Annotated in this window: 11 protein-coding genes; 5 read left to right on the top strand and 6 right to left on the bottom strand. The window is 48.2% G+C overall.

Features of this window, described 5'->3' with window-relative positions; genetic code table 11:
* Nucleotides 1-11 precede the first annotated feature (11 nt).
* Nucleotides 12-710 carry a hypothetical protein gene (locus tag EHQ17_RS06160; RefSeq protein WP_210412879.1) on the top strand — a complete coding sequence of 233 codons (699 nt, stop codon included), beginning with the start codon at nt 12-14 and terminating at the stop codon, nt 708-710.
* Complete coding sequence (locus tag EHQ17_RS06155; protein WP_135590814.1) at nt 707-4039, top strand: efflux RND transporter permease subunit; 3333 nt, start codon at nt 707-709, stop codon at nt 4037-4039. Before EHQ17_RS06160 ends, EHQ17_RS06155 begins: the two co-directional genes overlap by 4 nt.
* Nucleotides 4040-4396: 357 nt before the next feature.
* On the opposite strand, the gene EHQ17_RS06150 is transcribed toward EHQ17_RS06155, so the two are convergent.
* The 6 genes from EHQ17_RS06150 to EHQ17_RS06125 all read right to left on the bottom strand — a co-directional run bounded on the left by EHQ17_RS06150 (nt 4397) and on the right by EHQ17_RS06125 (nt 9206).
* Entirely contained in the window at nt 4397-4600 is a 204-nt protein-coding gene (locus EHQ17_RS06150; protein ID WP_135590815.1) for a hypothetical protein, read from the bottom strand.
* A gap of 77 nt (nt 4601-4677) precedes the next feature.
* Nucleotides 4678-6321, bottom strand: a complete 1644-nt coding sequence (locus tag EHQ17_RS06145; RefSeq protein ID WP_210412880.1) for an outer membrane beta-barrel protein — start codon at nt 6319-6321, stop codon at nt 4678-4680.
* A 346-nt stretch (nt 6322-6667) separates the two neighbouring features.
* On the bottom strand, nt 6668-8011 hold the full coding sequence (locus EHQ17_RS06140) for a CCA tRNA nucleotidyltransferase (protein WP_135590817.1): 1344 nt from the start codon (nt 8009-8011) through the stop codon (nt 6668-6670).
* Complete coding sequence (locus EHQ17_RS06135; protein WP_135590818.1) at nt 8004-8342, bottom strand: hypothetical protein; 339 nt, start codon at nt 8340-8342, stop codon at nt 8004-8006. The genes EHQ17_RS06140 and EHQ17_RS06135 overlap by 8 nt, the downstream gene beginning before the upstream one ends.
* Before the next feature lie 163 nt (nt 8343-8505).
* Nucleotides 8506-8892, bottom strand: a complete 387-nt coding sequence (locus EHQ17_RS06130; RefSeq protein ID WP_135590819.1) for a ribonuclease HI family protein — start codon at nt 8890-8892, stop codon at nt 8506-8508.
* Nucleotides 8889-9206, bottom strand: coding sequence for a hypothetical protein (locus EHQ17_RS06125; protein WP_135590826.1), 318 nt, complete (start codon nt 9204-9206; stop codon nt 8889-8891). The genes EHQ17_RS06130 and EHQ17_RS06125 overlap by 4 nt, the downstream gene beginning before the upstream one ends.
* 127 nt (nt 9207-9333) lie before the next feature.
* Here EHQ17_RS06125 and EHQ17_RS06120 point away from each other — a divergent pair, with 127 nt between their 5' ends.
* Genes EHQ17_RS06120 through EHQ17_RS06110 form a run of 3 tightly spaced genes read left to right on the top strand, consistent with a single transcriptional unit; the run spans nt 9334 to nt 12473 of the window.
* Entirely contained in the window at nt 9334-10101 is a 768-nt protein-coding gene (locus EHQ17_RS06120) for an arginyltransferase (protein ID WP_135590820.1), read from the top strand.
* A gap of 57 nt (nt 10102-10158) precedes the next feature.
* Nucleotides 10159-10887, top strand: a complete 729-nt coding sequence (locus tag EHQ17_RS06115; RefSeq protein WP_135590821.1) for an SDR family NAD(P)-dependent oxidoreductase — start codon at nt 10159-10161, stop codon at nt 10885-10887.
* 32 nt (nt 10888-10919) lie between these two features.
* Nucleotides 10920-12473, top strand: coding sequence for an FAD-binding oxidoreductase (locus tag EHQ17_RS06110; RefSeq protein WP_135736157.1), 1554 nt, complete (start codon nt 10920-10922; stop codon nt 12471-12473).
* Nucleotides 12474-12477: the final 4 nt, after the last annotated feature.

The raw sequence follows: 12477 nt of genomic DNA, 5'->3' as shown, positions 1-12477 counted from the left end.
TATTCTTATTTATGAATGTATCGGTCTGGTCTCAACCCGTTTCCGGGGAAAAGGAATCCGCAAAAGATTCCGCACCGGAATGGACCCCCGACTCCGACCGGCAGACGAAATTCGGTAAGGAGAACGCGGAAGAAAATTCCCTAAAAGGAAAACCGCTTCCTAAATCCACGAATTTTCTCGTCTACGGCGCTTCGGTCGGATCTCCAGGGAGTATCAATCTGAACGTCGGTGCGTATTACAAGAATCTCGTCTTTCGCGCCTCAGGGGGTTATTGGGGGAAGAGTTGGTTCGGCGGTCAGGTCGATTTCGGTTATAGTTTTTGGAAAACTCCCGTGATCGCCCATAGCGTTTCTCTCGTAGCGGGTTATTTCGAAGTTAATCCGAGAAATCCAGAGGTCGGTAGAGGCGGACAAACTCGTTACGAATACGACGGTCCTCCGGGTTATAGAAATCAAAACCCCACCTACGAGGATCTGATCATCCGTTCTTATATCGCTGAGGTTTCTCCTCTGGCGGCGACTTATTTGGAATACGAGTATCGTCAGGACCGCAAGGTCAATCTTCATCAAAGTTACGTCGGATTGACCTACGATCTTTTATTGGGAAATTTTTTCCTTCAATTGGGAGGAGGAATCGGTCAAGGAGATTACAGAAATCCCCAACTTTTGATTCAAGTCGGCTATTTATTTGATACGAGGTCTTCCGAATGATTCGCAATTTAATCGAAGCGGTTCTCCGTTATCGTGTCGCTACCATTGCGGCTACTTTGGCCTCGGTTGCGTTCGGGACCTGGGCTTGGATCGATATTAGAAAAGAAGCATATTCCGATATTGCGGACACACAGGTGCGTCTGATCGCGAAATTTCCCGGTAAGGCGGCGGTCGAAGTCGAGGAACGCGTCACACTTCCCATTGAAAGGGTGTTGAATGCGATTCCTAAAGTGGCGGTGCGTCGTTCGAGAACTATCAACGGTCTTGTGGTATTTCAATTCGTCTTTGAGGACGGCACCGACGATTACTTCGCACGGATGCGTCTTTTGGAAAGAGTGCGTGACGCGGATATTCCCGCAGAAGTGGAACCAGCTCTCGGTCCGATGAGTTCACCGGTCGGAGAGATTTTCCGATACGTGGTGGAATCCAAAACCAATCATACGTCCATGGAACTCCGGACGATCCAAGATTGGATCATCATGCCCAAGATGTTGCAGATTCCGGGGATCGCGGACGTCGTCACCTTCGGAGGTCTTCCGAAACAGTTTCACGTGGTTACCACTCCGGATAAGTTGATCCGTTATAAACTTACGATCAACGACGTGATCGAAGCGATTCAAAAAAATAATCTGAACACTGGCGGAAACCTTCTTTTGCAGGGGGAACAAGGGTTTCCGATCCGTTCTTTGGGAGCGATCCGCGATCCGAAACACATTGAAAATATCGTGGTAAAAACCGTAAACGGAGTTCCCGTTTTTATTCGCGACCTCGGTTCGGTGGAAGTTTCTCATCCGATTCCCAGCGGGGTTTTGGGATACACGATTCAAAACGATCAGGAAGGTTTGATCGACGTGGATTCCTCCGTTCAAGGTTTGGTTGCGATCCGTCGTTGGGGGGATCCGAACCAGATGGGTGAACGGATTCGCGCCAAGGTAAAGGAGATCAACGAAAATTATCTTCCGGACGGGGTTCAGATGCGGACCACGTATGATCGAACCGATCTCGTCAACTACACGTTACGCACCATCGGCAAAACGCTCATAGAAGGTGTGGTCGTAGTCAGTTTGGTCCTGATTTTTTTCATCGGAAGCGTCAAGGCTTCGATGGTGGTCGTTGCTACGATTCCTTTCGCGATGTTGTTCGCGTTTTTACTCATGAACCTTACTGGAATTCCCGCGAGTTTGCTCTCTCTCGGTGCGATCGATTTCGGAATCATCGTGGACGGCGCGGTGGTTATGGTGGAGAACATCATGCGGCGTTATCGGGACGCTTCTCCCGTGGATAAGAAAAAAGGAATCATACGTTTTACCGTGGATTCCGCTTCGGAAGTGGGAACGGAAATCATATTCTCGATCCTGATCATCGTCCTCGCTTATTTGCCGATCTTTTCGTTCGAACGGATCGAAGGCCGTCTGTTTAAGCCGATGGCCTTTACGATCTCCTTTGCGATCATGGGTGCGTTGATTTTCGCCATGACGACCATTCCAGTAATGATGTCGTATATTTATAGAAACTATTTCGAATCGCCCAATCCGGGTCCGATCGAGTGGCACAATCCGTTTTACGAATGGTTGGAACGAAAATACGAAGGTTTGATAGAATGGCTGGTGGATCGCTCAAAACGAGTGGTCGCGGTCTGTTTCTCCGTCGTGGGAACGTTACTCGTCATCGGAGGCCTTTCGCTCGGAACGGAATTTCTTCCGGAGATGGACGAAGGCGGTTTTAACCTGAGGATCTTTTTCCCGGTCGGGATCTCGCTTCCCGAATCCAGGAAGTTCATTCCTAAAATCCGTCAGTTGATCTATAAAAACGAACAGGTCAACGTGGTTCTTTCCCAGTTGGGAAGAAACGACGACGGAACCGATCCTCTTCCTCCGAACCGATTGGAGGTTCTCGTTGGTTTGAAGGATTACGACGCTTGGAAGGAGAAGATCACCAAACAAGAGTTATTGATTCGGATGCGTAACGACCTCGAAGCGGCGCTTCCGGGAGCGAGGGTGAGTTTTTCTCAACCGATTATGGACAATCTTTCCGAGGCGATCATGGGAACCATCGCGGACTTGGCCGTGTTCGTTTCCGGAAACGACTTAAAGGTGATGCGCCATATCTCGAATGAAATTCTGGACATCGTGAAAGATATGAAAGGTGCGAGCGAATTCGGTATCGAACAGGAAGCCGATAGCCCTCAGTTGACGATTAGAGTCGATCGGGAAGCCGCCGCGCGTTACGGAATCAACGTCAGCGATATCCAGCAGATGGTGGAAGCGGCCATCGGGATGCAACGAATCGACACGTTGTACGAGGGACCTTCCGACATTCCTCCGAAAACCCCCGCGCGTTTCGGAATCGTAGTTCGTTTCTCCAAAGACTACCGAAGCTCTCAACGAGCGATCGAAAATATGCCGATCATTTCTCCTAAAGGAGAACGCATCCCGCTTTCCGAGTTGGCCAAGATCACTTTGGAAGACGGACCTACGATGATCTTTCGCCAGGAAGGTAGAAGAACCGTTACGGTTCGAACCAATATCCGGGGAAGGGACCAAGGCGGTTTCGTTTCGGAGTTGAGAAAGAAAGTACAGGAGAAGGTCAAACTTCCCGAAGGTTACGAAATTCGATACGGAGGACAATACGAAAACCTGGCGAGGGTCGGAACCCGTTTGGCGATGGTCATTCCCCTTACGATCGCGATCATCTTCGGGGTATTGTATCTACTTTATAAAAATCTAAAGTATGTTTACGTTGCTCTCGCTTGTATTCCTCTGTCTTTGGTCGGCGGAATTTACGCCCTTTTGTTGCGCGGGTATTATTTCAACGTATCGGGAGGGGTGGGTTTTATTTCCCTCTTCGGAATCGCAACGATGGCCGGGGTTCTTTTCGTTTCCCGAACCAATCACCTCCTGCACGAAGACGACGAAATCAGCGTGAAAGAGGCGGTCAAAAAGGCGGCGGTCATTCAGCTACGTCCTATGTTGATGACTATGTTATTGGCCTTATTAGGATTGATTCCCGCCACGTTGGCCTCGGGAGTCGGTTCGGACGTACAACGTCCTTTGGCTACGGTGATCGTAGGTGGATTGTTCTCGGCTCTTCTTTTGGTTTTGACTGTGTTGCCTTCTCTGTATCTCATCCTCGTTGGAGAACGTGATTACGGACGAGGACGTTCCCAGTCGAATTTAGGTAAGAACGATTCGTTTCCCCCGTTTTCCTACATCGATACGCTTCCCTTGGAAGAATACCAAGTGGAGTCTTCCCCCGAAGAAGAGGAATTTTCCGGTAGAAAAACGGGCTCCAAATCTTCTAAGAAAAAGGCGCCCCGCAAGAAACGTTAACCGAAATAGGCGGTCCGAACCGGGGCCGCCAGGTGTTCGCGGGGGAAATCGTCGATACCCGATCTGCGAGCGAAGGCAGGACTTTTGTTTTTTTTCCGCTCGCAAACCTAAGAAAGGAGCGAGCACGGATTTCGCACAACGGGAATTCGATTCTTTCCGAAGATGATTTTTTCGTTGGAACGGAAGTAAACTTTCTGAGTAAACAAAGATCCGATCGGATTCGAACCTACGTTCTTTTTTCGTTTTAAGAAAAGAGCGGAATACAAAAAAAGTTTGCGTGAAAAACGGAAAATACTCCGTTCTTTGTTTTTATCGGTTTATCGGTTTATCGGTTTATCGGTTTATCGGTTTATCGGTTTATCGGAGGACGAGATAGTATTCGGAGATATACAAACGTTGTTGTTCGGTCAGTCTGTGTTCGGAAGAAGGGTTTGTCGCTTCTCCATACTTTGTATCCAACGAGGATTCTGATTTGAGGGAAGCACCGAACGGGGAGTAGGTGGGAACGACGACTTTGGTTTCTCCGTTTCTTTTTTCCGAAATTAGGTCGTTTGGTTTCATGGTTTTTCTCTTTGTCTAAAAAAGGCGCTCCCTGTGCAAGAGCGCCTTTTTTTATTTTGCGATGTCGAACGAGGTTCTTAGAACTTCGCAACGACCCCTAACGTAGCACCGTATTGGTGGTCTTGTTTTTGTCCGCTTTGGTCCACGAATTGTTTACCCGCAGCCCAGTCACGACGAAGATCCAATTTGATCAGAAGGTTTTCGGTGAAGTTCCACACAGGAGTAACGGTAAAGGTCTTGTACTGACCGTAGTTCGCGGTTCCGCTGTAGTCCTTGTAGTTATCCTTGTCGATAAACGCTTCCTTTACTTGTGCGGTCGTCAAACCCAAAGCCGCGATGTTCGCGTCGGTGTTCAGAGCGTCCAAAAGGAATTGGGCTTTCGCTTCGTCTTCCGCTTTTTTGTAACTTCCCAAATATTGGTTCGGTCCCATAAACGGGTTGAAGGTAGTAAGAGCTCCGTTGTTGTGTTTGTCGTCGATGTATTCCGCACGAACGTTGATTCCCCAGGATTCGGTCAGCTTGAACTTAGCCCAGATCCCGTACGCCTTATAGGTGGATTTTACGTCGCGTTTGTTGTTCATCCCGGAAGCCAAGGTAGTGAAGTTGAACTGCTCGTTGCCGTCCGTGTCCACGTTGTATCGTCTTTGATCCAAACCTCCGTTGGCCAAACCTCCGCTCTTTTCACTCCAAGTGTAATCGAGGTCGATGGTGATTCTGTCGGTCGGGCTGATGGACACGATGGCGTGGTTCATGAACCAATAGTCCTTGTTGTATTTCGCGCGTCTGGCTTCCGCGTTGTAATCGGTGACTCCGAGTTCGGTCGCAAGCGCGGCCTTGGTGGGATCGACACGAGCCGAAGCTAAATCGCTGGAATACAAGGTGTTCCAGGTTACGGATAATTTATCTTCGATGATCTGGCCTTTGATCTGCGTTCCGATCGCTTTTCGTTCGGTCGCGCCTTCCACGAAGTAATTTTTACCCGCGGGGCTGTTGTTCAAACCGCCCACAATCTGGGGATTGGCAGGATCGGATCCGTCGTAGGAAGTGGATGGATTTACGTAACCGGTACCGGCTCCGCTGTTGTAGAGATAAAGGGTTCCCGCCCATTTATCGGTAAACTGCGTAGTCAAGCGAGCACCGGTGTGAATAAAGGGGATCGTATTTTGGAATATGGCCCCAATCGAATAGTTCGGATTGTTCATCGATTCGATCAACTCGTATCCGATATGAGTCGCCATTTTACCGACGTCCAATGTCATCCCTTTCAAGACGGGAAAATACAAACTTACGTAGGCTTGTTTTAACAAGTTGTAGTTGTAGATTCCGTTAAACTGCGCATAAGGAGCTTCCTGAAACGCGTTGTTTTGTCCGTTTTGGAAATCCACACGAAATCCCCAAGGTGAACTTTTTTCCGCGGCTTTCTGGATCGTCAGCGCGGCGGCGTTCACCGCAAAGTTCTTGTTGTTGGTTTCGAACGCACGAGTGGTATCGATGTCGTTTCCTTGCAGGGGGTTGAGGTTGTACATGTAATACACGTCTACGAACCCGGAAAATTCGACCTGATCATACCATTTCTTGTCTTCAGGCTCGGCTGCCTTCGGAGCCGGCGCGGGCGCTGCTGTCGCTTCTGTCGTGGTCTTTTTCGCAGCCTGGGCAAAGGTTTGCGAAGCGCTCACGAGACAGAGAACAGAAGCGACGAGGCTTGCTATTTTTACTCTCATCATTCTCCTAAATCTCCTATGCCCATCTTATGCAAGATGTATGCCAATGCCTAAATTCTGAAATTTACTTAAAAAATAGGCGAATTTGACGTAATACAGGGATTCAGGGTGCTTATAAAATGAGGTCGAAGGATGAAAATTGCCTTTAATTGGAGAAGTTGCTTTAAAAATGGGCAAAAATCATTCTTGTCCCCTTGTTTGGTCCCTGTGTTTCCCGACCGAGCGGGCTGACCGAGAGGACTCTCGGACAGGTCCGAGGAAATTCAGTGCGAGGGACAAACGAGGTGCTTTTACACGTGTTTCTCCCGGGGAGGATCCGGCAGAAATCCTAAGCAGCGTCGGTTTGTTAGGAAGTTTCCGTGATCCCGGGGATATCCGGTCCAAAACTTCCGACGGAAACCAACGAGAGAAGGATTTCTTTTCGGTTTTGTTCCGGGTGTTCCAGAACCAGTCGTAACAACGTCTGTAAAATCCTTCCGATTTCTTTGGAGGGAAGAGAAGGAAAATTTCGTAGGATGTCCTCTCCACGAACGGCGAGTTCCGTTACGAGGAGCGCATCGGGACGAGAGGAAAGTTCTTGTAGACGCTCCGAGGAAATGTGGGAACCGATTTCCGGAAACCGTTTTGATACGAGCAGGAATACGTGGGCAGCTAGACGACCCAAATTCTCCCGCCCGGCGTGCATACAAATCGGATGTAAAATCAAACGTCGAATTTCGGCGTCCGTTACTACGGTGGGGGAACGTAGTTTTTCTCGAACGGAATCCAACATACCCGAAAAAAACAAAGCGTCCTTTGTGTTTTGATTCGAATATCGTAGATCTTTGAAAAATCGTTTGGAAGTTTCGTTTACCGCGAACATTCCGAACAACCATTCGTGCAAAAACGACAATCGCAAACCGAGAGGGCTCGTCGGAATTTCCCGGATCCTCGACAGAATTGTTTGGTCCGGATTCACGTTCGGCGGAAGTTCCGTGAACAACTCCAGAATTTCGAAGTCTCGAAAAAGAAGTAAAGAAGGGCTCGGATCCGGACACTTTAGGATTTTATTGAGTTCGTCGTGAACTCTCTCTTTGGAAACTTTCGCCGTTACGTTTTTACAGATACGAATGGCTGCTTCGGTTTTCGATTCCAACGTAAATCCCAAAGAACTTACGAAACGGATTCCTCGGATCGGCCTCAGTCCGTCTTCCGTAAATCTTCCGATGGGATCTCCGATGGTGCGGATGAGTTTCCGTTCTATATCCTCGAGACCGCCGTGTTCGTCCGTGAGTTTTTTCGTTTTTAAATCGAGGGCCAACGCGTTCATCGTAAAGTCCCTTCGTTTGAGGTCCTCACTCAGGGAAACTCCGAATTCCACGGTTTCGGGTCTTCTTCCGTCCAGATAGTCCGCGTCTTTGCGGAACGTCGTCACCTCGTAGGCGCGATCCTGAAAAAGAACCGTCACGGTTCCGTGTTTGATCCCCGTGGGAACGGTTCGTTTAAAAAGTCCTAGGATCGTTTCCGGAAGAAGGGAAGTGGTCAGGTCGAATTCGTCGGGAGTTTTGCCGAGGACAAGATCGCGTACGGCTCCTCCGACGACGTAACATTCTCCTCCGTGTTTTGTGATCGTTTCCGTGATGATTCCGATTTCTTCTCGAAACGGCTCCGGGATGTTTTCAATCCATGCGCCTGCGTTTCGTTCAGTCATTTTGAATCATCGTTTTCCAGAGATTCCCGTATCTGAGTTTGAGCTCGGGATCGTTTTGGAGGATGGTTTCTATTCTTTGTTTCCATTCCGGATCTACGCTGATTCGGCTGAACGGAAGTTCCGTTTTTTCGGAAAGAATTTTGTCGATCGCGACCGCGGTTTTTTCCGTTGCGGTTCGGCAGAGAAGTTTGATTTCTTCCGTCGTTTGCACGTTCGGTTCGGAGAGACAAAGGAGGAGCATTTCCTCGTAACGTTCTTTTTTTTGAAGTTGGTTCAGTTTGTCTTTGAGGGAGGTACCGCATCCGTTTGTGAGTAAAACGAACAAAGTCAACCAAACCGAAAACCTCGGGAAACGCGGATACGAATTTTCGGACGAGCGGAAATGGGAAGCCGAAACGCGAGAACCCGAAACGCGGAAATTCCAAAAACGGGAAGCCGAACCTCGTTTTGAAACGGAAACAAACTCCGTTCCGAAGAAAGAAAGAATCAAAAATCTAACGAAAGGCTTCGTTGGCCAGTTGATCGGCGCGTTTATTTTTTTCACGGGGAACATGGGTGATCTGGAAACTCTCCAAGGTGGAAATCAACTTGTCCACTTCCTTTTTGAATTCCAAAAGATGCGGTTGTTTTACCTTGTATTTTCCGACAACCTGTTTGACCACGAGCTCCGAATCCAAAAACGCGTGCACCGTGTCATAACCGCGTCGTTTGCATTCCTCCAAACCTTTTTGAAGTGCGGTCCATTCCGCTACGTTGTTCGTGGTTTCTCCGATCCGTTCCGAAATCGTAAACTCTTCCCGGTCCTGGATAAAACCGATCACTCCGATCGATGCGGGCCCCGGATTTCCTTTGGAAGCGCCGTCGCAAAAAATTCGGATCAAGGATCCTGTTTCCTTACAAAGAGGTTGGCAAAAAAACGGATCGGTTTCCAAAGAAGGAGATAACACAAGAGCAAGGCCCCCTTTGCGATTCCGCTGAAAATCCTAAGTACGAATTCCAAACCCCAATTCGTGAGGGAATAAAATTCCTCTGGAAACAAAAGAGTGAACACAAACGAAGCGACTCCGAACGACAAACAGAGGAATTGGAATAAGGCGTTTCCCGCAAAGAAGGAAACCAGACTGAGCAAAGTGAAAAATAAAGCGAAACGAAGTCCCCGTTTTTTGAGTTCGAAATTGAGAAAAATACCGCGCATGATTTCCTGAATTCTTTTTATAAAATTCTTTTTCGAATTTCCTGCCATACTGAAAACATCCCCGTCTTTCGTCGAGTTTTCCCTAAAAAACTTTACGTACTCGCATCGATCCTTCCCACTTAACGGAATGATCCGAAATAAATTGCAGGAACTCGTGGAATCCCTACCCGTAAGTCCAGAAAGGAGTTGTTCGTATTATCCGGATCGTCCGAGCAGGATCCAATATCTTCCGTTCCAAGGAGAAATTTTGAAGGAGGCGCTTCAGTTCTTTTTCGATTCCGGATTTAGAAGAACGGGGAATATCCTGTATCGAACCAGTTGCCAAACGTGTACGGATTGTCTGAGTTATCGGATTCCCTTGGAACGGTTCCAAACGAGTTCGAACAAAAGACGTTTGTTAAAACGAAACGAGGATCTGGAACTGAGTTGGTCCGCGCCGCAACTTTCCGAAGAAAAGGAAATTCTTTATCTGAAGTATCAAAGGATACGGTATGAAAGTTTTGTTCGACACGAATCGGATCCGGAACTTTTACAGGGAATGCGCTGGAATCTTTTCGAGTCCCCCGAAAATTCCTTGGAACTAACGGTCAGACTCGGATCCAAACTTTTAGGATTTATGATTTTGGACCGCGCCTCGGATTCCTTGTCCGCGGTGTATTCGGTATACGATCCCGAAGAAGTCAAACGTAGTCTCGGAAGTTTCGCCATTTTGCGTTCCATTTTATACGCAAGGGAATCCGGGATGAAATACTTTCATCTGGGCTATTTTCTTCCGGGACATCCGGACATGGACTACAAACGGAATTGGACTCCTTCGGAAATCAAGGAACCGAATTCGGAAGTTTGGATTCCTTCGGAGGAATTTCAAAGAAGATTTCCAAACTTTTCCTGGTAAGGGAATCCGTCCAAATCATACTTGTCAGTTCCGTTTCTTCCCGTAAAACGGAATAATATGGCAAAAAAAATCATCGTCGTAGGCGCTTCCAGCGGAGTGGGAAAGGAATTGGCGCTTCTTCTCCTCGAACAAGGAAACACGGTCACGCTCGTGGCTCGCAGGGATAAGGAGCTCAAAAATATCGCCGCTCCGTTTAAGACGAATGCGTTCGTGATCAAACACGACGTCACCGATTTCGATCAAGCCGAAGCCGCGTTTCAAAAGGCGGTAAAGTCCATGAAAGGACTCGATGCAATTTATTACGCTTCCGGAATTATGTACGAGACGAAGCCGGACGAATTCGACACCGAAAAGGATATCTCGATGCTCAATACCAACCTTCTCGGTTGTGTTGCTTGGCTCAATCCGGCTGCTTCGTATTTTCAAACTCAAAAAAGAGGAACGATCGTAGGAATTTCCTCCATCGCAGGAGATCGAGGAAGAAGGGGAAACCCCGTTTACAATACTTCCAAAGCGGGAATGAACACGTATCTCGAAGCGCTCCGCAATCGTCTCGGAGTTTTGGGAATTCAGGTTCTCACCGTAAAACCCGGGTTCATCGATACGGCGATGACACAAGGGTTGAAAGGACTTTTTTGGCTCATCTCCGCAAAGGAAGCCGCGACCGCGATCCTCAAGGCGGCCGCCGCCGGAAAGGAAAACGTTTACGTGCCCGCTCGTTGGGGACTCGTGGGTTTGATCATCCGTTGGATTCCTTCTTTTATCTTCAAACGTCTTTCCATTTAATTCGATCCGAACGATCGTAAGGGAAAACAAACATGGCCAACAAAACGAAAACCGCATCGACCGCAAAAAAGGCAGTTTCCAAAAAGAAAGCGGGAACGACTTCTTCCTCCGCCTCCCGAAAGAAGACGACCGCACGTTCACGCGCATCCTCCCAACCGAACTCCGCTTCCGCGGAACTACGACTTCCCGCTCCGAGTAAGGTGGAAGCCTGGGGGATGAACCATTTTTCCCTTTCCCCCGTTTTGTTTCCGGAAACGCAGGAGGAATTCCAGGAAATTTTTTCCTACGCGAATCGACACAAACTCAAACTCACCTTTCGAGGCGGAGGATGCAGCTACGGGGACGCGGCCACCAACACACAAGGTGCGGTCGTGGATATTTCGAAATTCAATCGGATCCTGGAGTTCGATTCCCAAAAGGGAATTCTCAAGGCGGAGTCTGGAGTTACGATCAAACAACTCTGGGAATTCGGCGTTCAAAAAGGATTTTGGCCTCCCGTGGTAAGCGGAACCATGTATCCCACGTTAGGCGGAGCTCTTTCCATGAACATCCACGGAAAGAACAATTTTGCGGTGGGGCCGATCGGCGACCATATTTTGGAATTCACCTTTTTGACCGCGGAAGGTAAGATTCTTACCTGCAACCGCAAAAAAAATCAGGATCTCTTTTACGGAGCGATTTCCGGTTTCGGAATGCTCGGAGCGTTTCTTACGGTAACGATCCAACTCAAACAGATTTATGCGGGGAAGATGCGGGTATGGCCCGTGGTTTCCAAAAATCTGCAGGAAATGTACGACTACTTCGAACGAGAGTATAAGAATTCCGATTACCTCGTGGGATGGGTGGACGCGTTTGCGAGCGGTTCCTCTTTGGGAAGGGGACAAATCCACAAAGCGAATCATCTAAAAAAAGGGGAAGATCCCGATTTCCCCTCCAATACTACATTAGAAAAACAGAATTTACCGAGCACGTTTTTGGGAGTCATACCGAAGGCATGGATGTGGATCTTCATGCTTCCGTTTTCTAATAAGTTGGGAATGAGGCTAGTCAACTTCGCCAAATATATCTCCGGATTTTTAACGGACAACAAACCCTATCTACAAGGGCACGCCGAATACGCGTTTCTTTTGGACTACGTTCCCAATTGGAAATTTATGTACAAACCCGGCGCGATGATCCAGTATCAGAGTTTTCTTCCCAAAGAGAACGCAGTGGAAGGATTCTCCGAAATTCTGAGGATCTGTCAAAAACGAGGAATCGTGACCTGGCTCGCCGTATTTAAGAAACACAGACCGGATCCTTTTTTGCTGACCCATTCTCTCGACGGTTATTCGATGGCGATGGATTTTCCGATGACATCCCGCAATAAAAAAAAGCTCTGGGAACTCGCGGGAGAATTGGACGAGATCGTTCTGAAATACGGCGGTAAGTTTTATTTCGCGAAGGACAGCACCTTGCGGCCCGAGATCGCAGAACGCGCCTTTCCGAAAAAGAATTGGGATACGTTTCACTCGCTCAAAAAAAAATACGATCCGAAAGGAATTTTGGAAACGGACCTTTACAGAAGAATCATGGGGATTTGGTAAACCG

Source organism: Leptospira gomenensis (genome assembly GCF_004770155.1).
GTDB classification, from domain to species: domain Bacteria; phylum Spirochaetota; class Leptospiria; order Leptospirales; family Leptospiraceae; genus Leptospira; species Leptospira gomenensis.
The sequence above is the reverse complement of the archived record's forward strand: the minus strand, read 5'-3'. Positions and strand labels throughout refer to the sequence as shown.

Bases quoted from the DNA above. Each gene is read 5' to 3' on its own strand.
- EHQ17_RS06160 (WP_210412879.1), top strand. From the start codon at position 12: ATGAATGTATCGGTCTGGTCTCAACCCGTTTCCGGGGAAAAGGAATCC.
- EHQ17_RS06155 (WP_135590814.1), top strand. From the start codon at position 707: ATGATTCGCAATTTAATCGAAGCGGTTCTCCGTTATCGTGTCGCTACC.
- EHQ17_RS06150 (WP_135590815.1), bottom strand. From the start codon at position 4,600: ATGAAACCAAACGACCTAATTTCGGAAAAAAGAAACGGAGAAACCAAA.
- EHQ17_RS06145 (WP_210412880.1), bottom strand. From the start codon at position 6,321: ATGAGAGTAAAAATAGCAAGCCTCGTCGCTTCTGTTCTCTGTCTCGTG.
- EHQ17_RS06140 (WP_135590817.1), bottom strand. From the start codon at position 8,011: ATGACTGAACGAAACGCAGGCGCATGGATTGAAAACATCCCGGAGCCG.
- EHQ17_RS06125 (WP_135590826.1), bottom strand. From the start codon at position 9,206: ATGCGCGGTATTTTTCTCAATTTCGAACTCAAAAAACGGGGACTTCGT.
- EHQ17_RS06120 (WP_135590820.1), top strand. From the start codon at position 9,334: ATGATCCGAAATAAATTGCAGGAACTCGTGGAATCCCTACCCGTAAGT.
- EHQ17_RS06115 (WP_135590821.1), top strand. From the start codon at position 10,159: ATGGCAAAAAAAATCATCGTCGTAGGCGCTTCCAGCGGAGTGGGAAAG.
- EHQ17_RS06110 (WP_135736157.1), top strand. From the start codon at position 10,920: ATGGCCAACAAAACGAAAACCGCATCGACCGCAAAAAAGGCAGTTTCC.